The sequence below is a fragment of the Rhodococcus sp. NS-SX18 genome, from assembly GCF_057367935.1.
In genome coordinates, this window is sequence record NZ_CM170633.1 from 5211743 (window position 1) to 5231358 (window position 19616).

Annotated in this window: 24 protein-coding genes; 21 read left to right on the plus strand and 3 right to left on the minus strand. The window is 69.5% G+C overall.

The window, feature by feature from the left end; all coding sequences use genetic code 11:
• Window positions 1–11 precede the first annotated feature (11 nt).
• Window positions 12–752 carry an IclR family transcriptional regulator gene (locus AC2IPW_RS23945; RefSeq protein ID WP_119700171.1) on the minus strand — a complete coding sequence of 247 codons (741 nt, stop codon included), beginning with the start codon at window positions 750–752 and terminating at the stop codon, window positions 12–14.
• Window positions 753–833: 81 nt separating this feature from the next.
• On the opposite strand from AC2IPW_RS23945, the gene AC2IPW_RS23950 reads away from it, so the two are divergent.
• The 9 genes from AC2IPW_RS23950 (at window position 834) to AC2IPW_RS23990 (ending at window position 5853) form a co-directional block, all read left to right on the plus strand.
• Window positions 834–1454 (plus strand): AIM24 family protein, encoded by a 621-nt coding sequence (locus AC2IPW_RS23950; RefSeq protein WP_003938727.1) that lies wholly within the window; start codon window positions 834–836, stop codon window positions 1452–1454.
• An 8-nt stretch (window positions 1455–1462) separates the two neighbouring features.
• Entirely contained in the window at window positions 1463–2164 is a 702-nt protein-coding gene (locus AC2IPW_RS23955; RefSeq protein WP_003938726.1) for an AIM24 family protein, read from the plus strand.
• Window positions 2113–2916: an AIM24 family protein gene (locus AC2IPW_RS23960; protein WP_371382668.1), complete on the plus strand. Its 804-nt coding sequence runs from the start codon at window positions 2113–2115 to the stop codon at window positions 2914–2916. The genes AC2IPW_RS23955 and AC2IPW_RS23960 overlap by 52 nt, the downstream gene beginning before the upstream one ends.
• A 135-nt stretch (window positions 2917–3051) precedes the next feature.
• The gene (locus AC2IPW_RS23965) at window positions 3052–3249 is read left to right on the plus strand and encodes a (2Fe-2S)-binding protein (RefSeq protein WP_003938724.1); all 198 of its coding nucleotides are present in this window, start codon (window positions 3052–3054) and stop codon (window positions 3247–3249) included.
• 46 nt (window positions 3250–3295) lie between these two features.
• Window positions 3296–3772 (plus strand): bacterioferritin, encoded by a 477-nt coding sequence (gene bfr, locus AC2IPW_RS23970; RefSeq protein WP_003938723.1) that lies wholly within the window; start codon window positions 3296–3298, stop codon window positions 3770–3772.
• Window positions 3769–4233 (plus strand): carboxymuconolactone decarboxylase family protein, encoded by a 465-nt coding sequence (locus tag AC2IPW_RS23975; RefSeq protein WP_486375852.1) that lies wholly within the window; start codon window positions 3769–3771, stop codon window positions 4231–4233. The genes bfr and AC2IPW_RS23975 overlap by 4 nt, the downstream gene beginning before the upstream one ends.
• A 44-nt stretch (window positions 4234–4277) precedes the next feature.
• Window positions 4278–4739, plus strand: a complete 462-nt coding sequence (locus AC2IPW_RS23980) for a MarR family winged helix-turn-helix transcriptional regulator (RefSeq protein ID WP_054373541.1) — start codon at window positions 4278–4280, stop codon at window positions 4737–4739.
• Window positions 4740–4756: 17 nt separating this feature from the next.
• Entirely contained in the window at window positions 4757–5047 is a 291-nt protein-coding gene (locus AC2IPW_RS23985; protein WP_003938720.1) for a GNAT family N-acetyltransferase, read from the plus strand.
• Between the two features lie 23 nt (window positions 5048–5070).
• Complete coding sequence (locus AC2IPW_RS23990) at window positions 5071–5853, plus strand: putative protein N(5)-glutamine methyltransferase (protein WP_486375853.1); 783 nt, start codon at window positions 5071–5073, stop codon at window positions 5851–5853.
• A 76-nt stretch (window positions 5854–5929) separates the two neighbouring features.
• On the opposite strand, the gene AC2IPW_RS23995 is transcribed toward AC2IPW_RS23990, so the two are convergent.
• Entirely contained in the window at window positions 5930–6451 is a 522-nt protein-coding gene (locus AC2IPW_RS23995) for a CGNR zinc finger domain-containing protein (protein WP_486375854.1), read from the minus strand.
• Between the two features lie 26 nt (window positions 6452–6477).
• Between AC2IPW_RS23995 and AC2IPW_RS24000 the strand changes: the two genes are divergently transcribed.
• The 9 genes from AC2IPW_RS24000 to AC2IPW_RS24040 all read left to right on the plus strand — a co-directional run bounded on the left by AC2IPW_RS24000 (window position 6478) and on the right by AC2IPW_RS24040 (window position 14324).
• Entirely contained in the window at window positions 6478–6648 is a 171-nt protein-coding gene (locus tag AC2IPW_RS24000; RefSeq protein WP_191902546.1) for a hypothetical protein, read from the plus strand.
• A gap of 32 nt (window positions 6649–6680) precedes the next feature.
• On the plus strand, window positions 6681–7202 hold the full coding sequence (locus AC2IPW_RS24005) for a DnaJ family domain-containing protein (RefSeq protein WP_003938717.1): 522 nt from the start codon (window positions 6681–6683) through the stop codon (window positions 7200–7202).
• A 233-nt stretch (window positions 7203–7435) separates the two neighbouring features.
• Window positions 7436–8344 (plus strand): VTC domain-containing protein, encoded by a 909-nt coding sequence (locus tag AC2IPW_RS24010; RefSeq protein ID WP_486375855.1) that lies wholly within the window; start codon window positions 7436–7438, stop codon window positions 8342–8344.
• A 42-nt stretch (window positions 8345–8386) separates the two neighbouring features.
• Window positions 8387–9064: a DUF4956 domain-containing protein gene (locus tag AC2IPW_RS24015; protein ID WP_010594140.1), complete on the plus strand. Its 678-nt coding sequence runs from the start codon at window positions 8387–8389 to the stop codon at window positions 9062–9064.
• A 95-nt stretch (window positions 9065–9159) separates the two neighbouring features.
• On the plus strand, window positions 9160–10605 hold the full coding sequence (locus AC2IPW_RS24020) for a CotH kinase family protein (protein ID WP_486375856.1): 1446 nt from the start codon (window positions 9160–9162) through the stop codon (window positions 10603–10605).
• A gap of 94 nt (window positions 10606–10699) precedes the next feature.
• Entirely contained in the window at window positions 10700–11470 is a 771-nt protein-coding gene (locus tag AC2IPW_RS24025; protein ID WP_486375857.1) for an AAA family ATPase, read from the plus strand.
• A gap of 227 nt (window positions 11471–11697) precedes the next feature.
• Window positions 11698–12114, plus strand: coding sequence for a sigma-70 family RNA polymerase sigma factor (locus AC2IPW_RS24030; RefSeq protein ID WP_486375858.1), 417 nt, complete (start codon window positions 11698–11700; stop codon window positions 12112–12114).
• A gap of 270 nt (window positions 12115–12384) precedes the next feature.
• Entirely contained in the window at window positions 12385–13050 is a 666-nt protein-coding gene (locus AC2IPW_RS24035; protein WP_486375859.1) for a GAP family protein, read from the plus strand.
• Between the two features lie 98 nt (window positions 13051–13148).
• Window positions 13149–14324, plus strand: coding sequence for an ATP-binding protein (locus AC2IPW_RS24040; RefSeq protein WP_486375860.1), 1176 nt, complete (start codon window positions 13149–13151; stop codon window positions 14322–14324).
• A gap of 5 nt (window positions 14325–14329) precedes the next feature.
• On the opposite strand, the gene AC2IPW_RS24045 is transcribed toward AC2IPW_RS24040, so the two are convergent.
• Entirely contained in the window at window positions 14330–15514 is a 1185-nt protein-coding gene (locus tag AC2IPW_RS24045) for an ROK family protein (protein ID WP_017680143.1), read from the minus strand.
• A gap of 168 nt (window positions 15515–15682) precedes the next feature.
• On the opposite strand from AC2IPW_RS24045, the gene zwf reads away from it, so the two are divergent.
• From zwf to eda, 3 genes are read left to right on the plus strand one after another with little or no spacing between them, the layout of a single operon-like run.
• Entirely contained in the window at window positions 15683–17146 is a 1464-nt protein-coding gene (gene zwf, locus AC2IPW_RS24050) for a glucose-6-phosphate dehydrogenase (protein ID WP_017680144.1), read from the plus strand.
• Window positions 17143–18969, plus strand: coding sequence for a phosphogluconate dehydratase (gene edd / locus AC2IPW_RS24055; protein WP_450119703.1), 1827 nt, complete (start codon window positions 17143–17145; stop codon window positions 18967–18969). The genes zwf and edd overlap by 4 nt, the downstream gene beginning before the upstream one ends.
• An 11-nt stretch (window positions 18970–18980) precedes the next feature.
• Complete coding sequence (gene eda / locus AC2IPW_RS24060) at window positions 18981–19604, plus strand: bifunctional 4-hydroxy-2-oxoglutarate aldolase/2-dehydro-3-deoxy-phosphogluconate aldolase (protein ID WP_486375861.1); 624 nt, start codon at window positions 18981–18983, stop codon at window positions 19602–19604.
• The last annotated feature ends 12 nt before the right edge of the window (window positions 19605–19616 follow it).

A 19616-nucleotide genomic window follows, 5' to 3' on the forward strand; every position in this document is an offset into this window, starting at 1 on the left:
AAAGACGGCTTTCAGGTCAGCCTGCGGGAGATGCCGCTGGCGGCGGCCCGCATCGCCGGGATCAGCGGCGCGGCATCCGCCTCGACCGACACCACCACCGACACCGCGGCGACGACCCGGCCCGAGCGCTCCCGGATGGGCGCCGCCATCGCCATCGTGCCGACGTTGAGGTACTCACGGGCGATCACGACACCGGTCCGCCGGATGTCGTCGAGCACCCGCCGCAGCCGGGACTCGTCGACGATCGTGGCGGGGGTGAACCGTTCGAGTCCGGCATCGAGCACCTCCTGCAGCAGCTCCGGCCCGCCGTGGGCGAGCAGCACCAACCCACCGCTCGACGCGTGCAGGGGCAGCCGGCCACCGGCCCGGCCGACGACGGGCACGGCACCGCGCGCCGAAAGCCGCTCCACGTACAGGGCCTCGAGTCCCTCGCGGACGACGAGTTGCACGTTCTCCCGCGTCGCGTCGAACAGGTCCTCGAGATAGGGCATCGCCACCTGGCGCAGACCGTGAGCCCGCGGCGCGAGGGCACCGAGTTCCCACACCCGCACCCCGATCTGGTAGCTGCCGTCCGCCCGGCGCTCGAGAGCTCCGGCGTCGACGAGCTGACCGCACAACCGGAACACCGTCGGCAGGGGCAGTCCGGTCCGGCGGCTCAGTTCCGACTGGGTCAGGCGCGGCCGTTCGGCGGTGAACGCGCCCAGCACTGCGAAGGCACGGCCGAGCAGGGACCGGTCGGGAGCATCGGGCACGCATACATTGTGGAGTGTCCGCGCCACCGGGCGCCGAGCCGGAAGGGCGAACCGGCGGCCGAGCGTCTATCGTCTTGCCGCATGCGACTGGTCGAGAAATCGAAACGGGTCATAGAGGCGCACCTGAACAACACCAGTGTCCGGGCACTGTCGGGGTCGATGGTGGCGTACGAGGGCCAGGTGCAGTTCAAGTCGGCCGGGTTCGGCGGGGGCGAGGGCGTGCTGGCCGGACTGCGCCAGCGGGCCACCGGGGAGGGCCTGTCGCTGATGGAGTGCAGCGGCAACGGCGTGGTCTATCTCGCCCACCAGGGTCAGGACGTCACGGTGCTCGAGTTGAACAACGAGACGCTGCAGGTCGAATCGGAGCAGCTGCTCGCCCTGAACGGCAACCTCGGCACGAACGTCACGTTCGCCGGGGTGCGCGGCAACATGAGCGGCCAGGGCCTGTTCACCACGACGGTCACCGGGAGCGGGCAGGTCGCGCTGCTCTCGGCCGGCGGTCCGCTGATCCACCTCGAGGTATCCCCGCAGTATCCGCTCGTCGTCGACCCGGACGCGTTCGTGTGCGCGAAGGGACAGCTGAGCCAGTCGTTCGTCACCGACGTCTCGTGGCGCACGTTCGTCGGGCAGGGCAGCGGCGAGGCGTTCTCGCTGCGGTGGGACGGCATGGGCGTCGTGTCCATCCAGCCGGCGGAGCGGTGAGGGAGAGCATGTTCTCGAAGATCAACGGCAAGGTCGTCAAGGTCGATCTGAACCAGTCCGGTCCGGTCGTCGCCCGCCGCGGGGCGATGCTGTTCTATACGGGCATGGTGCAGTTCGCTCCGCACCAGGTGCCCGGCGCCGGCGGGATGCCGGGCATGGGCGGGATCGCCGGAATGGCGGGACGGATGATGCAGGGCGAGCACGAACGCACGATGCTCGCGCAGGGCAACGGCGTCGTCCACTACGGCTTCCGCGGCCTCGAGGTGCACGTGGTGGACCTGTCCGCCGGCGGTGATCTGCGGGTGGAGGCGTCGCGGCTGCTCGGGTACACCGCGAGCCTGCAGAGTTCGGTGGTGTCGATGTCGGCGCCGCCGGCGGGCGGTGGCGGCGGGGGTGGCGGCTTCCTCGGCGCGCTGCGCAACGCCGCGACGGGCATGGTGACCGGCAGCGGCATGTTCACCACCCAGCTGTCGGGGCGCGGCACCGCGGTGCTGCTCGGGCACGGCGGCTTCCTCGAACTGCAGGTGGGCGGTCCGGCCCCGGTCGTCGTCGACCCGCAGTCGTTCATCGCCGCGTCCGGATCGGTGCGGACGGAACTGAAGTCCGCCATGAGCTGGCGCAACGCCGGCCGCAGCGGCGGCGAGGGTCTTCAGCTCGAATGCACCGGTCAGGGCATCGTCTACGTGCAAGCGTCCGAGGAGAAACTGTGAGCGTCGTCCTCAATCCCTCTCATCTCGTCGGCAGCGACAACCTGCCCGGCAATCACTACGCCTTCTGCATCGACCTGCAGAGCCCGTGGTTCCTGTCCAAGGGCGCGATGATCGCCTACTACGGGCAGGTGCAGTTCACCTCGCTCACGCACGGACTGCAGGGGCAGCTGCTGCAGATGGTCGCGCATCAGTTCTCGGCGCCGCTGTACATGGGGGACTACGTCGTCGCCGAGGGGTACGGGAAGCTGATCCTCGGCGACCGGGGCTACGACATCAACTCCTACGACCTCGACGACGGCAATCTGACCATCCGGGCCGCGAACCTGCTCGCGTTCGAGCCGGGGCTCTCGCTGAACCAGTCGATCGTGCCGGGCTTTCTCACCCTGATCGGGACGGGCAAGTTTCTCGCCTCGTCGAACGGGCCGGTGATGTTCGCCGAGCCGCCCCTGCGGGTCGACCCCGAGGCGCTCGTCGGTTGGGCCGACTGCCCGTCACCGAGCCATCACTACGACGAGGCCTGGGTCAACGGCTTCGTGGCCGCCGGAGCGCGCATGTTCGGCGTGCAGTCCGGGGAGGAACGGCAGTTCGACTTCACGGGCGCGGGGACCGTGCTCATCCAGTCCAGCGAGAAGGTGATCGACGACAGCGCGGTCGTCCGGACCATCGAAGGGCAGCTGCCCGGTCTGACTCCCGGTGGTCTGCAGCGGATCAACCAGGTGGTGGCGTCGCAGTTGCAGTCCCAGCAGCACTGAGCCCGGGCGCCCTGGGTCGGGACTGGGTACTTGCCCGGGGCGCCCACCGCCGGACTGTGACTACCATCACAGGTAAGCCACACCTCATTGAGGTAAGGTTTGGTGAACCTAAGTAGTACGTCCAGGAGGGTCTCGATGATCGTCTGCAGCTGCCACGCTCTCTCGCACCGGCACATCGAGGCCCACATCGCTGCCGGTGCGCGCTGCACACGCGAGATCGGGGCGGCCTGCCGCGCGGGCACCGACTGCGGACGCTGCGTCCGGAATATCTCGGCGATCGTTCGCGCATCCCGCGACCGGGATGAGAGGATCGAACTCGAGACCGCCGTCTAGACCCAATACCCGGCGGTCGATCCGCGTTCGGTCCCCGGGAGGCGCCATGAAGGGCGACAAGAAGGTCATCGAGTACCTCAACGAGCAGCTCACCGCCGAGCTCACGGCGATCAACCAGTACTTCCTGCACTCGAAGATGCAGGACAACAACGGTTGGACGAAGCTCGCCGCGCACACCCGCGCCGAATCCTTCGAGGAGATGCGGCACGCCGAAACCCTCACCGACCGGATCCTGTTCCTCGAGGGCCTGCCCAACTACCAGCGCCTCGGCACGCTGCGGCTCGGTGAGACGGTCAAGGAGATGTTCGAGGCCGACCTGCAGGTCGAGATCGAGGCCCGCGACCGGCTCCGCAAGGGCGCCGAGTACATGCGCTCGGTCCACGACATCACCTCGGCCCGCATCTTCGAGGAGATCCTCGCGAACGAGGAAGAGCACATCGACTACCTGGAGACCCAGCTGGGCCTGCTCGAGCAGCTCGGCGAACCCCTCTACATCTCCGTGCACGTCTCACCGCCGGAGTGAGCGACAAGCGCGTCCCGATCGACAAGCAGACCCGCCCGGTGTACCGGGCGCAGATCGCGGTCGCCCAAGCGATACGCCAGGCCACGGCCGACGCCGGACTCAGGCGTCGGCTCGTGGAGCTGGTGAACATCCGCGTCTCCCAGATCAACGGCTGCGCCTACTGCCTGGACGTGCACGTCCGGGACGCCCTGCGCGAGGGCGAGACCACTCAGCGGCTGGCGGTGTTGCGGGCCTGGCGGGACACCGACCTGTTCAACGAGCAGGAGCAGGCCGCCCTCACCCTCGCCGAATCGATCACCGAGCTGCCCGACAGTCGTACCCAGGACCGGGACTACGCCTTCGCCCGCGCCCGCCTCACCGAGGACCAGCTCTCCGCGATCGCGTGGGTGGCCGTGGCGATGAACACGTTCAACCGGGTCTCCATCGTCAGCCGGCACCCGGTCCGTCCCCCGCAGGAGTGACGCCGAACTGATTTCCTGAGCAACCATCCGGTTATCCTCGACTGATGACGAAGACCCGGTGGCTCAGCGACGACGAGCAGCGCACCTGGCGCGCCTACCTCGACAGCACCCGTCTGCTGATGAATGCCCTGGACCGGCAGCTCACCCGGGACTCCGGCATGTCCCTCACCGACTACGAACTGCTGGTCGCGCTTTCGGAGGCCCCCGGCCGACGGCTGCGCATGCGCGCGCTCGCCGACGCCGTCGTGACGACCCGCAGCGGCGTCACCCGCGCGATCAGCCGCCTCGTCGACGCCGGCTGGGTCCGGCGCGTCGAATGCGACGAGGACAAGCGCGGCACGCTGGCCGAACTCACCGACGCCGGCGCCACGAAGCTGGCCCAGGCCAGTCCCGGGCACGTCGAGGCCGTACGCTCCTACGTGTTCGACCTGCTCGGTCCCCAGGACGTGACCCGCTTCGGGGACACGTACACCGCGATGCGCACGCACCTGCTCGAGAACACCTGAACAGCCGGAGGAATGCCATGAGCGAACCGTCCGTCGTTGCCGTCCACAATCCGCAGCAACAGCGTTACGAACTGCGCGACGGCGACAACGTCGTCGGCTACACCCAGTACCACCCCGACGGCGACGTCCAGCTCGTGTTCGACCACACCGAGGTCGACAACGCCTACTCGGGCCGGGGCCTGTCGAGCACGCTCGTGCGATTCGCGCTCGACGACGTCCGCGCCCGCGGGAAGCGCGTCGTGGCGATCTGCCCGTTCGTCGACGGCTTCATCGACAAGCATCCCGAATACAAGGATCTCGCCGACTGAGACCCGACGCCGGGCACCACCGCATGCCGCCCCCGCCGGACGTCACCGCCGTCGCCGCCACCCTGCGACGCGCGGGGTGCGTGTTCGCGGAGGACGAGGCCCGGCTGCTGATCGACGCCGCCCGGACGCCCGGCGACCTCGCCGACTCGGTTGGCCGGCGCGCGGCCGGCGAACCGCTCGAACACGTTCTCGGCTGGACCGAGTTCTGCGGCCTGCGCATCCACGTGGCCCCCGGGGTCTTCGTTCCGCGCCGGCGCAGCGAGTTCCTCGTCGACCGCGCCGTCGCGCTCGCCGTGCCCGGCGCCGTCGTCGTCGACCTGTGCTGCGGGTCCGGGGCGCTCGGTGCCGCCGTGGCGGCGGCCGTCACCGAGGTGGAACTGCATGCGGCGGATCTCGATCCGGCGGCGGTGCAGTGCGCGCGCCGCAATCTCGCCGCGCTCGGCGGTCACGTGTACGAGGGCGACCTCTACGACCCGCTGCCCGCGGGGCTGCGCGGGCGCGTCCACCTTCTGCTCGCGAACGTGCCGTACGTCCCGACGTCGGACCTGGCGCTACTGCCCGCCGACGCCCGGGAGCACGAAGCCCGCATCGCACTCGACGGGGGCGCCGACGGACTCGACGTGCTGCGCAGGGTGGCGGCCGCGGCCGGGCGATGGCTCGCACCGGGCGGGCATCTGCTGGTCGAGTCGAGCGAGCAGCAGGCCGACGGGATCGCCGCGTGCTTCGACCGCAGCGGGCTGGCCCCTCAGGTGGTACACAGCGACGACGACTTCGCGACCGTCGTCGTCGGCACCGCGCCGCGCTGAGCCCGGCTCACCCGGCGTGCACGGCGCGGTTCAGACGGCGCGCACGGCGCGGTTCAGACGGCGCGCACGGCGCGGTTCAGACGGCGCGCACGGCGCGGTGCCGGCGCACGGCGTCGCGGTTCGCGCACCGCGGCGAACAGTACCGCTGCCGCCCGTTCCGGGAGGTGTCCGCGTAGACGTCGTCGCACTCGTCGAGGGCGCAGCGGCCCAGTCGGTGCATGCCCCGGCCCACCAGGTGCAGAGCCGTACCGACAGAGATCAGCGCCTCGAGCACCCCGGCGAGCGAATGCTGATCGTCCCGGTAGTGCAGGTGCCAACCGTCGCCCGCGTGATTCGTCATACGCGGATACGCCGAAGCGGCGGCCAGCATCTCGTTGACGAGCGCAGCACGCTCGGCGTCACTGGTCGCGTCGACGACGCCACACCATCGCACGAGCATCGCCTCGACGTCGCGCAGGTCGCCGGCACCGACGGGAAAGTCGATCACCAGGCCCGCTTCGAGGCAGCGGCGCACCAGCGCGTCGACGGTCGCGGGTGGGTCGTTCACCAGATCCGCGGCGAGGCGCACGGCGTATTCGCCGTAAGGGTTGAGATGCATAATGTCATTACATCACGCTGGGTGGCATGCAGACATCCCACAGCCACCACTGGACCGAGGTCTCCCGCCACCCGACGAGCGAAGGCATCGTGCGATACCAGCGCTGCGCGTGCGGCCGCTGGCGCCTGCTCTCGACGCTCTCAGTCCCCGACCCGATCGGCGTGTCCGCAACGGTCCCGGTGACCCGCCGAGCGTGAAACCCGACGCCTCGCGGAGGACAATCGCCTCCATGACCGAGCGCAAGCGGCCGGACATCACCTTCGAGTCGTGGATCGAACGCCAGATCCGCGTCGCGCAGGAGCGGGGCGACTTCGACAACCTGCGCGGAGCGGGCAAGCCGATTCCGCACCGCAGCGACGACGAGCTGTGGTGGGTCAAGGACTACCTGCGCCGGGAAGGACTGTCGACCGAGGCCCTGCTGCCACCCCCGCTGCAGCTGCGCAAGGAGGTCGAGCGGCTGCGCGACACCGTGCGCGACGTGCCCACCGAGCCGGCGGTGCGGCAGATCGTCCGGGAGCTGAACCGGCGAATCGTGGACTGCCTGCGCGCACCGAGCGGTCCCCTGGTTCCCATCCACCGGGTCGACCCGGAGGAGGTGGTCCGGCAGTGGGCCACAGATCGGGCGGAGCTGCGGTCGCAACGGGCCGAGCGGGCTGCGGCGGCGGCCGCAGCGCTGCGTGAGTACACCGCCGAGCCGCCGCGTCGACGCTGGTGGCACCGCGTCCTGGGGATCCGGCCCGCCGGAACCTGACGACGCGCGGGACGGCCTTCGTCGGTGCCGCACGGTCGCGCACTTCGCAGCCGTACGCGACAGCGATCGTCGGTGCGTTCGTCGATTCGTGTCGCGGGTACGAGTCCCGATCCCGGCACGTTGCCAGCAGACTGCCAGGAACGTCCCAAGATCCCTCGAGGGTCACCGGCTGTACTGGTCTCGTTCGCATCGCGTTCACCGCAGCGCAGTTCTTCGACGAGAGGCCGGGTTCCATGGGAGTGTTCGACCGATTCCGCACGTCCACCCCGCAGGACATGCCCCCGACCGACGCCGTTCCCACCGCACCGACGGGCTACCGGCAGACCGTCGGTAGCCTGCATGCCTTCAACCGCTACGAGATCAAGTACTTCGTCGACGAACTGAAGGTTCCCGACCTGCGCCGGGAACTCACGGCACGGATGGACACCGATCCGTATTCTCCACACGGCGGGTACCCGGTCACCTCGCTCTACTACGACACGCCGGACCTGCGGTTCTACTGGGAGAAGATCGAGGGCCTGAGATTCCGGCGAAAACTGCGGATGCGTCTGTACGGCAACCCTTCCGAATGCACCGACGACACGCCGGTGCACATCGAGGTCAAGCAGCGCGTCAACCGGGTCACCCAGAAGCGGCGCATCGCGATGCCGTACGGGACGGCGCAGCGCTGGCTCGACGGACGGCAGGAGGTCGGCTGTGATCCCCCGCAGCGTCCGTTCGTCCACGAGGTGACGACGTTGATCGGCAATCTCGACCTGCGACCGATCGTGACCACGGGATATCTGCGAGAGGCGTTCGTCGGCCGCGAGGCCGACCTCGGCCTCCGAGTGACGATCGACCACAAGGTGCACGGCCGCGACCGCGATTTCGGCTTCGCGTCGGGAGCGCAGAACCGGTTCGTCGTGCCGCCGAAACTCGCGATCGTCGAACTCAAGGCCAACGAACGCGTTCCGTACTGGGCGACCGATCTCACTGCCCGCATGGACATGTCGGTCGTCCGCGTCTCGAAGTACTGCCAGTCCGTCGAGGCGTTCGGTCTCGCGCCCCGTTCCCGGTTCGGCGCTCCCGGACTCGTTCTGCCGCAAGGCTTCGACGGCCGTGTGCCGACCGGCCTCCTCGAGACCACGACGACGGTGCCCTGACCTGCCGCCCTGTTCCCGTCCCTACACCGAACCAGGACTCTCATGAATTTCGACCTGCAAGACCTCAGCGGGACGTTCACCACGTTCGACATCATCGTGTCGCTGTCACTGTCGTTCGTCCTCGCCTCGATCATCGGCTGGGTCTACCGGCACACCCACAAGAACGTCTCCTACAGCCAGTCCTACGTGCAGACCCTGGTACTGGTCGGCATGGTGATCGCGCTGATCATGCTGGTCGTCGGCTCCAACATCGCCCGCGCGTTCGCACTCGTCGGCGCCCTGTCGGTGGTTCGGTTCCGCAACGCCATCAAGGAAACTCGCGATGTGGGCTTCATCTTCCTGGTGATGGCCGTCGGCATGACCACCGGCACCCGCTTCTACCTGCTGGCGATCGCCGCGACGATCGCGATCTGCCTGGTGCTGCTGATCATGAGCAAGTTCAACTGGTTCGAGCTCGACGTCCGGCGCCAGGTCGTCAAGGTGCAGGTACCGCCGGAGCAGCAGTACAGCGCGATGGTCGAAGACGTGCTCGTCCGGTACTGCACCGAGTTCGAGCTGGTCTCCACCGAATCCGTCCGCTCCGGGGCGCTGACCGAGTTGTACTACACCGCGCAGCTGAAGAAGGACGCGAAGCCGAACGAGCTGATCTCGGCCCTGAGCGCGGTCAACACCGGTCAACGGGTGACGGTCCTGACCGGCTACGACCAGACGGACATCTGATGGGCGGGAGGCCGACCGGCGGACAGCCGCCACCGCGACGACGGCTCCGGCACCGGATCCCGGTGTCGTTACGACAGCACTGGAAACTTCTGGCGGTGTTCGTCGCGTTCGTGACGATCCTGGCGACCGTGTTCGGGGCGACCCGCATCCGGCCGTACCTCACCGGCGACCCGACGATCATCGCCTCGGAGATCACCGACAACATCACCGGCAGGGTGGACCTGTTCGACGCCTCTGTTCCGCACGAACTCTCGGTCGAGATCACCGATGCGGAGTACGACGAGATGATCACCGCCTTCCAGAGCACCGGCGAGAAGAAGTGGGTCACCGCCGACGTCACCCTCGACGGCACGCTGATCACCGACGTCTCGGTGCGATTGAAGGGCAACTCCACCCTGATGGGATTGCGCGGCACCGATACTCGCGTCGGCGGTCAGGGCGTCGCACCACCGGCGGGGCTGGAGCTGCCCGAAGGATTCGAGCCGCCGGCCACGGGCGGCATGTCGCAGGCGACCGCGGACGATCCGACGTCGCTGCCGCTGCTCGTCAGCTTCGACGAGAACGCCGACGGCCGCGCCTACCAGGGCATGACCGAGATCTCGGTGCGCCCCGGTTCGCCCGTGCTCAACGAGGCGATGGCCTTGTCGCTGACCGCGGAGACCGAGCAGCCGACACAGCGTTACGCGTACACGGTCTATTCGGTCAACGGCAGCGCCACCACCACGCGCCTGCTGCTCGAACATCCCGACGACACCTATGCGAACTCCCTGTTCGACTCCGACGGCTACCTGTACAAGGCTGATGCGTCGTCGCGGTTCGAGTACATCGGCGACGACCAGTCGGACTACGCCGACCAGTTCGAGCAGATCAACGCGGTCGGGGCGGGGAACCTGCAGCCGATCATCCGCTTCCTGGAGTGGCTGGATTCGGCGGGCGACGAGGAGTTCGACGCACACCTGTCGGAGTGGGTGGACGTGGACTCGTTCGCGCGGTACGCCGCCACGCAGAATCTGCTCGTCAACGGCGACGACATGAGCGGGCCGGGCCAGAACTACTACCTCTGGTACGACCTCGGGACGGGCAGGCTCTCAGTCGTGTCGTGGGACCTGAACCTGGCCATGCAAGGTGATGCCACGACCGGCCCGCACGACACCGTCTCGATGGGCCCCGGAGCGAGGGGCGGCGCCGGGCAGGACGGCCGCGGTACCCCACCCGCCGGCGTCGGCGCGGTGGCTCAGCCGCGCGCGATGCCCTCGGACGCAGCCGCGCCCCCGGGAGATGGCCGGATGCAGTCCGGCAATGCGCTGAAGACACGGTTTCTCGGATCCGATGCCTTCACCGGCGTCTACGAGGACGCCTATCGGGAACTGTACGACCAGATGTACGGCAGCGGACGCGCTCTCGAGATACTCGACACCCTGGTCGCGACCGTTCCGGTGAGCGACGGGCTCCCGGCCGATTCGCTCCGATCGAGTGCGGACTCGATGCGGTCCTGGATCGAGCAGCGCACCGCTGCGCTCGCGGAGCTGCGTGACAGTTGAGCTGCGTGACAGTTGAGCTGCATGACTGCTGAGCTGCGTGACAGTTGAGCTGCGTGACAGGGGACCGGCCGAGGCGTGAGAGGCGGGCCGCGCGGTGCGGCCCGGTTTCACAGCCGGACCTCAGGAAGGTCTCAGCGGCGGCCCAGTCCGTGCCGGCATTCTGGAGACGGCAGAATCGATCGCGAACCTGATCGCGGGGAAAGGAATCGTCATAACCGCTTCAGCTCCGACGGTCTCCCGCCTGGCACATCCGTCCGGGCGCGACACCGGTGCCGTCTTCCTGATGGTCGGTGGCATTCCCGGAGCGGGTAAGAGCACCCTGCTTCGCCGGATCGAGCACGACATCCCGGGTCTGATCGTTCTCGATCCGGAATGCCGTGCCGAAGGCCTCGCCGCCGCGCTTCCGCCGGACCTGCCGTATCGCCGGTATCGGCCACTCGTCCATCTCATGCACACCCTCGACGTGGTGCGCACTCTCCTGGCCGGACCGCACCGGAGCGAAGGGCCTGTGGCCGTTCACGACACCGCCACACGCAGCCGCCGACGCGACTGGACGGCTCGCCTGGCGCGGCGGCGAGGCTGGACGCCGGTGCTCGTCTTCCTCGACGTACCCCGCGATGTCGCGCAAGCCGGGCAGCACGCTCGCGGGCGCGTTGTGAACGAGTCGTCGTTCGCGCGGCACTGGCATCGATGGACCGTTCTGCGATCGCACCTCACCGACGAGGACGACGCCACGGCCGGGAGCCCGTGGGACCAGGTCGTCGTCACCACCCGCGACAATGCGAAGAGCCGAGTATGCGACGTGCTGACACAGGACGGCACGGACCCCTGCGAGCTCGGCGGCGGATCTCCGGTACCGCAGTGACATCGACACCCCGGTGACCGGTGTCTCCGACGCCTGCCGGGTTCGCCGCAGACGCAGTTCCCAGCAGATCCACGGCGCACTCCCATGGACGCCGGGCGAACGTCCGGTTGTGTGGGTGCGTGGACGGACGCGATGCGTCATGTCACAGCAAGGAAAGGCACGACTCGATGACAGCTCCTGTGAACGACGGGCTTCCGTCCGACTCCCTACGATCGAGTGCGGACACGATGCGGCCCTGGATCGAGCAGCGCACCGCTGCGCTCGACCCCGAGAATCCTGATGCCGTGCGGTCGGATCCACGGAACGCAGCACCGGTCGGAGACGTTCCCGACGTAGCGTGGGGACCGGAGGCTCCCGAGACCCACGCACGGCGCCGCTACGAGCGGCGTCGCATCGATGCGCTGCTGGACGTCCTGACCGACAGGCAACGCGACATCCTGCATCTGCGGGTCGTCCACGGCATGTCGACGGCGGAAACCGCCGCCGTCCTGCACATCACGCCCGGCGCGGTCCGGCTCGGACAGTACCGCGCACTGTCTCGGCTACGCGTCGCCCTGACCCGCCCTGCGGATGAGCCGATCACCTGCCGAGGCACGGTGGTTCCGCTCGATGCCCGGCGCCGCGACGCGACCCGGCCTGCGTGACGCCGGCCGTTCGGTGTGCGGTGCCGAGCGTGCACGTCCCGTCGTTGTCCCGACCGGGGCGTACCGGACCGTATGTGTGCTTGATGTTCCCCAACGGGTGATTCGGACGCCTGGGACGGGCGGGGTGGCAGAGACAGGGGGACAAGATCCGCGTCGCGGAGGACTGGGTGTCGGCCCGGAGGAGACCGCGCGACCGTGTCCGTCTCCACCGGACGGGGATGCGACTACTCTTCGTCGGAGATCGATGATCGGCGATCCGAGGGGTGGCTCATGGCAGGTGCGATCGGGCAGTCCCTGCCGATTGCGGTCGGCCTGCTGCTGGCGGCGATGCCGCTGGTGATGCTGTCGGTGCTCTTGGTCACCAAGCGGCCGCTGCGCGTCTCCTACGCCTTCGTCGGCGGCTGGTTCGCGGGTCTGCTCGTGGTAGGCGCCGTGGTCATCGCGGTGGCGGATGTGATCATGCTGTCCGACGAGCCCACCTGGTGGGCCGCTGCTGCGAAACTCGTGCTGGGAGTCGTGCTGGTCCTCCTGGCCGTCCGGAAGTGGTACTCGCGGCCGCAGCCGGGCGAGGAATCCACCGTGCCCGGATGGATGGCGGCCGCCCAGACCATGACCGCTCGACGGGCACTGGCTCTCGGATTTCTGCTTGCAGCGGCGAATCCGAAGAACCTCGCCCTGGTCGCAGCCGGCGCGGTGGTCATCGCGGACGCGACTGTGCGCGTGCACGAACAGATCGTGGCGCTGATCGTCTTCGCGGTCGTAGCCAGTCTGGGGGTGGCTGCCCCGCCCGTGGTGCGCGGCGTGTTCGCCGACCGTGCCGACCGGGCGCTCGCGGTCACCGACGAGTGGATGACCCGCCACCACACGGTGATCATGGCGGCAGTACTTCTGATCCTCGGCCTGATCCTGATCGGCAACGGGATCGCCGGGCTGTGAATCGGACGGCGACGAAGCGCGGCGGACGAATCTATCGGTAGTTATGGTCAACTATGGAAATCTTCAGATAAGTCGCCATAAGTCTCTATACTCGGCTCGTGGACCTCGAGCTCAATCCGTTCAAGCCCGGCTCCGGCCTGCGGCCGCCGGCGCTCGAGGGGCGTGACGAGCAGATCGGGGCGTTCGAACTCCTCGTCGCCCGCAGCAAGCGGCAGATCTACGACCGCGGACTCATCCTGTCGGGTCTGCGGGGGGTCGGGAAGACGACCCTGCTCAACGCTCTCGTCGAGCACGCCGACCGGCAGGGGTGGCTGACGATCGCCCTCGAGGCACGGCCCAGCGAGGCCGGAACCAGCGCGGTTCGCGCCAAGCTCTCCCAGGAGCTGACCGTCGGACTGCGCCGCTACAGCCGCAAGCACCGGATCCAGCATGCGATCGACCCGCTCATCGACCTCGCCAGGGGCTTCTCCCTCGGTCTCGGCCTCGGCCCGGCCACCGCGAACTTCTCCCTCGAGCAGCGTCCGGCGGCGACCGGGGACATCGACCTCGACCTCGAGGAACTCGTCGAGGCGATCACCGCCGAACTCCGGCCGAGATCCAGCGCCTTCGGATTGTTCGTCGACGAGATGCAGGACCTCGACTCCGACCTGCTGTCGGCGTTGCTCGCCGTCCAGCACCGGGCGAGCCAGCGGGAATGGCCGTTCTTCCTCGTCGGCGCCGGACTGCCCAATCTTCCCGCGGTCCTGGCCGGCAACCGCTCGTACGCGGAGCGTCAGTTCCTCTACAGCACCATCGGCCCCCTCTCGCCGGTCGCCGCCGCCGACGCCCTGCGGATCCCGGTGCGCCGCCAGGGCGGGGACTTCACCGACGACGCCCTCGCCGTGCTCGTCCAGGCCAGCGGGGGCTATCCGTACTTCCTCCAGGAGTTCGGGAAGGCGATCTGGAACATCGCTCCGCACAGCCCCTTCCAGCTCGAGGATGCCGAGCTCGCCGTCGAGGTGGGCCGCCGTCACCTCGACGAGGGATTCTTCCCGTCGCGCTGGAACCGGGCCACCGACCGTGAGCGCCGGTATCTCACCGCACTCGCCGCGGCCGGCGAGGAGGCACCCCGGTCCGGAAAGGTCGCCCAGCTGATGGGCTCGACGGCCACCGGTGTCAGCGACGTCCGCAACTCGGCCATCCGCAAGGGCCTGATCTGGGCGCCGGAGCACGGTCGCATCGCCTTCACCGTCCCGGGTATGGCCGATTTCATCCGCCGCCAGCCGGCGGAGTAACCGGGTCACCGGCCCCGCTCGGCCACCATCCGGTCCACGGCGCGCACGCTGAGCACCTGGTCGAGCGCCATGGAGGCGCAGCCGATCATCCCGGAGCGATCGCCGTGCGACCACGGCAGGATCTGCAGGGCACGGGTGGCGACGGACACCGCATCGCGATAGAGGGTCTCGCGCAGTCCGGCGACGAACACGTCGTAGGCCTCGGCCATGTCGCCGCCGACGACGAGCACCGCCGGATCGAGGAGGTTGACGGCACCGGCGATGACCTCGCCGATCCGCCGGCCACTGTCGCGAATCATGCGGCGCGCCTCCGCATCCCCGCCGACGGCGAGGGCCACGACGTCGCGGATGTGGGTCACGTCCCGGCCCTGCTCCTGCAGGTCACGGACCAGCGCCCAGCCCCCGGCGATCGCCTCGACGCAGCCGACGTCGCCGCAGCGGCACAGGACGCCCTGCGCCGCAGCGGTCTTGGTGTGCCCGATCTCGCCGGCCGCGCCCACCGCGCCGCGCTGCAGCACCCCGCCCGACACGATGCCCGCCCCGAGGCCCGTGGATGCCTTGATGAGGAGCATATCGTCGAACTGCCTTCGCTCGCCCAGCCTTTCGGCGAGAACCATGACGTTCGCGTCGTTGTCGACGAACACCGGTGCGTCGCCGAGGTCCGCCAGGAACGGCTGCAACTCGACACCGTCCCAGCCGGCCATCATCGGCGAATCCAGGCTGCAGCCGCGGACCGTGTCCACGGTGCCCGGCAGGCTCACCCCGATACCGACGGTGCGGGGGGCGCCGGGACCGAGCGCGTCACGCAGGTCGGCGAGGTGCGCGGCCACCTTCGGCATCAGCTCACCCGGGCTCGCCCCGATCTCCTGCTCGAGGTCCTCGGTGCGGAGCAGTTCCCCGGCGAGATCGCAGACGGCGAGCTGGGTGCGGCTGCGGCCGATCGCGACGACGAGCACGATGCCCGCCCCCGCCCCGAAGGTGAGGGTGAGGGGCGGGCGCCCCCCGGTCGAGGGCCCCTCCTCCGTTTCGACGACGAGGCCGAGGTCCTGGAGCGCCGCGACCCGTGCCGCGACGGCGGTGCGGGAGAGCCCGGTGTGGTGCCCGATCTCGCTTCGGGTGGTCGCGGCGCCGGCACGGACGAGGGCGAAGACCTCGCCCGCTGTGGCGGGCGCGCTGGAGGATCGGCTCATATCGCCATTGAACCAAGGAAACGCACTCGAGAGCGCCCGGCGCCGCGGCAGGACGCCGCACCCCGGCGAACTTTGTTCTTAGAAATGCGTAAGTTTGTTGTTTCAGTGCGGAAGATGCTCTACGGTTGCGAGTGACAGCCCTCACCCCCTCATTCGGGAGGACAAGCCATGTCACCCGCCGCCCCCTGTACCGTCGTCGTCTTCGGCGGCACCGGCGATCTCGCCGTCCGTAAGCTCCTGCCCGCCCTCTACCTGCGCGATCGGGACGGCCAGCTGCCACCCGGCAGCCGGATCGTCGGCGCCGCACGCGCCGGCCTCGACACCGACGGCTACCGCGACAAGATTCGCGGCGAGCTCGCGCGCTTCGTGCCCGCTCCCCTGCTGGACGTCGGCACTCTCACCCGGTTCCTGGACCGCCTCGACTACGTGAGCCTCGACTTCGCAGGCGGGGACGACTGGTCCGCCCTGCACGACGTCCTGACCCCGGACTCCGTGCGCGTGTTCTACCTCGCCTGTGCCCCTTCGCTGTTCGGGCCGATCTCCCATCACCTCGCCCGGCACGGACTCGTCGAACCGACCTCGCGGGTGGTGCTCGAGAAGCCCATCGGCCGCGACCTCGCCTCCGCCCGCGCGATCAACGACTCGGTCGGCGAGGTGTTCGACGAGTCGCAGATCTTCCGCATCGACCACTACCTCGGCAAGGAGAGCGTCCAGAACCTGCTGGTCACCCGGTTCGCCAACACCCTGCTCGAGCCGCTGTGGAACTCGACGTGGATCGACCACGTCCAGATCACCGTCTCCGAATCCCTCGGCGTGGGCACCCGCGGCGGCTACTACGACACCTCCGGCGCGCTGCGCGACATGCTGCAGAACCACCTGCTGCAGGTGTTGTGCCTGGTGGCGATGGAACCGCCGACGATCGTCGACCGCGAAACGGTGCGCGACGAGAAACTGAAGGTGCTGCAGGCACTGCGGCCGATGACGGCCGACGACGTCGAAAGATTCACGGTGACCGGCCAGTACGGCCCGGGACTCGTCGACGGCGGTGCCGTGCCCGGGTATCGCGACGAGGTGGAGAACCCGGACAGCCGCACCGAGACCTTCGTCGCGGTACGCGCGGAGGTGCGCAACTGGCGCTGGGCCGGCGTGCCGTTCTACCTTCGCACCGGTAAGCGCCTCGAGAAGCGCAGCTCCGAGATCGTGGTGCAGTTCAAGGACGTTCCGCACCCGATGTTCCCCCGCGCCGAAGGCGCCACCGAACCCAATCGCCTGGTGATCCGGCTGCAGCCCGACGAGGGCATCTGCCTGCACATGACCGCCAAGGAACCCGGACCCGGCGGGATCCGCCTGCGCCCGGTGTCCCTGGATCTGAACTACGTCGACGCGTTCGACCGGCCCTCCCCCGACGCGTACGAGCGGCTGCTGATGGACGTGGTGCGGGGCGACCCGACCCTGTTCATGCGGCGCGACGAGGTCGAGACCGCATGGGCGTGGGTCGAACCGATCCTGCAGACCTGGGACCGCACCGGCCGGATGCCGCGCCGCTACCCGGCGGGGACGTCCGGCCCCACCGACGCGACCACCCTCATCGAGCGCGACGGACGCGCCTGGTACGAAGGAACTTCCGTATGAGCCATCCCGTTCTGGACCGGGTCACCGACCGCATCGTCCGGCGCAGCCGGGCCGAGCGTGCCGCCTACCTCGAGCGGCTGCGCGCCGCCGCCGACAAGGGGCCGGCCCGCGGACGTCTCGCGTGCGCCAACCTGGCCCACGGATTCGCCGCCGCCGAACCTGCCGACAAGTCCGCGCTGCGCGGGCTGGTGAAGCCGAACATCGCGATCGTCTCCTCCTACAACGACATGCTCTCCGCGCACCGGCCTTTCGAGGACTACCCAGCACGGCTGAAGGCCGCGGTCCTCGAGGCCGGGGGCATCGCGCAGTTCGCCGGTGGCGTCCCGGCCATGTGCGACGGCATCACCCAGGGCCGCGACGGAATGCAGCTGTCGCTGTTCAGTCGTGACGTCATCGCGATGTCCACCGCAATCGCGTTGTCGCACGACATGTTCGACGGCGCCCTCATGCTCGGGGTCTGCGACAAGATCGTCCCCGGCATGCTGATCGGCGCGCTCGGCTTCGGGCACCTGCCTACGGTGTTCGTCCCGGCCGGACCGATGACGTCGGGGCTGCCCAACGGCGAGAAGGCCCGGGTGCGGCAACTCTACGCGGAGGGCCGCGCCGGACGTGAAGACCTGCTCGAGGCCGAGGCCGCGTCCTACCACGGCGCCGGCACCTGCACGTTCTTCGGCACCGCCAACTCCAATCAGCTGCTGATGGAGGTGATGGGCCTGCACCTGCCGGGCGCGAGCTTCGTCAACCCCGGCACCGAACTGCGGGACGCGCTCACCGCCGAGGCCGCGCGCCGCGTCACCGGCCTGACCGCCCTCGGCTCCGACTTCACCCCGGTCGGTGAGGTCGTCGACGAGCGGGCCGTCGTCAACGGCTGCGTCGCACTCCTCGCGACCGGCGGGTCCACCAACCACACGATGCACCTGGTAGCGATCGCCCGGGCCGCCGGCATCACTCTCACGTGGCGCGACCTGGCGGACCTGTCGGCCGTCGTGCCGCTGCTCGCCCGGATCTACCCCAACGGTGCGGCCGACGTGAACCACTTCCACGCCGCCGGCGGGCTCGGTGTCGTGGTCTCGGAGCTGCTCTCGGCAGGCCTGCTGCACGACGACGTCACCACCGTCGCCGGGCCCGGTCTGCACCGGTACACGCAGGAGCCGCGGCTGCGGGACGGAAAGCTGCGGTGGGCGGCCGGGCCGTCCGCGAGCCTGGACCGCACCGTGCTGCGCGACGTCGCGGATCCGTTCGCCGTCGACGGCGGACTCAAGGTGCTCGACGGCAACCTCGGCGAGGCCGTGCTCAAGGTGTCCGCGGTCGCCCCCGAGCACCACGTCGTCACCGCCCCGGCCCGGGTGTTCGACGACCAGGCGGACTTCCTCACGGCGTTCGAAGCCGGCGAACTCGACCGCGACGTCGTAGCGGTGCTGCGCTACCAGGGCCCGCGCGCGAACGGGATGCCCGAGTTGCACAAGCTCACCCCCGCGCTGGGGGTGCTGCAGGACCGCGGGCGCCGGGTCGCGCTGGTGACCGACGGCCGGATGTCGGGTGCGTCCGGCAAGGTGCCCGCCGCCATCCACGTCACGCCCGAGGCCGCGGCCGGGGGTCCGCTCGCCCGCGTCCGCGACGACGACCTGATCACCGTCGACGCCGTCGCCGGCTCGCTGCGCGTGCACCTGTCCGACGCCACACTCGCCGATCGCGTGGCGACCGGCCACGCCCCCACCGACGACGCCTGGACCGGCACGGGCCGGGAGCTGTTCGCGGGCCTGCGGGCCACCGTGGGCCCGGCCACCCACGGCGCCAGCGTCTTTCGACCCGAATTCGTGTGAAGGAGTCCCCGATGAGCCTGCTGGACGTGACCCCTGTCGTGCCCGTCGTCGTGATCGACGATGCCGCGGACGCAGTCCCGATCGCCCGAGCCCTCGCCGACGGTGGCGTGCCGATGATCGAGCTGACCCTGCGCACCCCGTGCGCCCTCGAGGCGATCGAGCGGATCGCCGACGAGGTCCCCGACATCACCGTCGGTGCCGGCACGATCGTCGAACCCGGACAGGCCGCGCAGGCAGCGGCGGCCGGTGCGCGCTTCCTGGTGTCACCGGGCGCGACGGAGTCCCTGCTGAAGGCCATGACCGACACCGGACTGCCGCACCTGCCGGGAGCGGCGACCGTCTCGGAGGTGCTGGTGCTCCTCGAACGCGGCTACCGCGAGATGAAGTTCTTCCCCGCGGAGGCCGCGGGCGGCACCCGGTTCCTCGCATCCGTCCATTCCCCCGTGCCTGCGGCCCGGTTCTGCCCCACCGGCGGAATCTCGGTCGCGACGGCCCCCGACTACCTCGCACTGCCCAATGTGGGTTGTGTGGGGGGCTCGTGGCTCACCCCCGCCGATGCGGTGCAGACCCGGGACTGGGCCCGGATCACCCGCCTCGCGCAGGTGACCACGAAACTACGCCTGGCCGAGGCGTAGGCCGACCGGGCT

Coding starts and splice junctions, on each gene's coding strand:
- AC2IPW_RS23950 (WP_003938727.1), top strand. CDS start 834: ATGCGACTGGTCGAGAAATCGAAACGGGTCATAGAGGCGCACCTGAAC.
- AC2IPW_RS23955 (WP_003938726.1), top strand. CDS start 1,463: ATGTTCTCGAAGATCAACGGCAAGGTCGTCAAGGTCGATCTGAACCAG.
- AC2IPW_RS23960 (WP_371382668.1), top strand. CDS start 2,113: ATGCACCGGTCAGGGCATCGTCTACGTGCAAGCGTCCGAGGAGAAACT.
- AC2IPW_RS23965 (WP_003938724.1), top strand. CDS start 3,052: ATGATCGTCTGCAGCTGCCACGCTCTCTCGCACCGGCACATCGAGGCC.
- bfr (WP_003938723.1), top strand. CDS start 3,296: ATGAAGGGCGACAAGAAGGTCATCGAGTACCTCAACGAGCAGCTCACC.
- AC2IPW_RS23980 (WP_054373541.1), top strand. CDS start 4,278: ATGACGAAGACCCGGTGGCTCAGCGACGACGAGCAGCGCACCTGGCGC.
- AC2IPW_RS23985 (WP_003938720.1), top strand. CDS start 4,757: ATGAGCGAACCGTCCGTCGTTGCCGTCCACAATCCGCAGCAACAGCGT.
- AC2IPW_RS23990 (WP_486375853.1), top strand. CDS start 5,071: ATGCCGCCCCCGCCGGACGTCACCGCCGTCGCCGCCACCCTGCGACGC.
- AC2IPW_RS23995 (WP_486375854.1), bottom strand. CDS start 6,451: ATGCATCTCAACCCTTACGGCGAATACGCCGTGCGCCTCGCCGCGGAT.
- AC2IPW_RS24000 (WP_191902546.1), top strand. CDS start 6,478: ATGCAGACATCCCACAGCCACCACTGGACCGAGGTCTCCCGCCACCCG.
- AC2IPW_RS24005 (WP_003938717.1), top strand. CDS start 6,681: ATGACCGAGCGCAAGCGGCCGGACATCACCTTCGAGTCGTGGATCGAA.
- AC2IPW_RS24010 (WP_486375855.1), top strand. CDS start 7,436: ATGGGAGTGTTCGACCGATTCCGCACGTCCACCCCGCAGGACATGCCC.
- AC2IPW_RS24015 (WP_010594140.1), top strand. CDS start 8,387: ATGAATTTCGACCTGCAAGACCTCAGCGGGACGTTCACCACGTTCGAC.
- AC2IPW_RS24030 (WP_486375858.1), top strand. CDS start 11,698: ATGCGGCCCTGGATCGAGCAGCGCACCGCTGCGCTCGACCCCGAGAAT.
- AC2IPW_RS24035 (WP_486375859.1), top strand. CDS start 12,385: ATGGCAGGTGCGATCGGGCAGTCCCTGCCGATTGCGGTCGGCCTGCTG.
- AC2IPW_RS24045 (WP_017680143.1), bottom strand. CDS start 15,514: ATGAGCCGATCCTCCAGCGCGCCCGCCACAGCGGGCGAGGTCTTCGCC.
- zwf (WP_017680144.1), top strand. CDS start 15,683: ATGTCACCCGCCGCCCCCTGTACCGTCGTCGTCTTCGGCGGCACCGGC.
- edd (WP_450119703.1), top strand. CDS start 17,143: ATGAGCCATCCCGTTCTGGACCGGGTCACCGACCGCATCGTCCGGCGC.
- eda (WP_486375861.1), top strand. CDS start 18,981: ATGAGCCTGCTGGACGTGACCCCTGTCGTGCCCGTCGTCGTGATCGAC.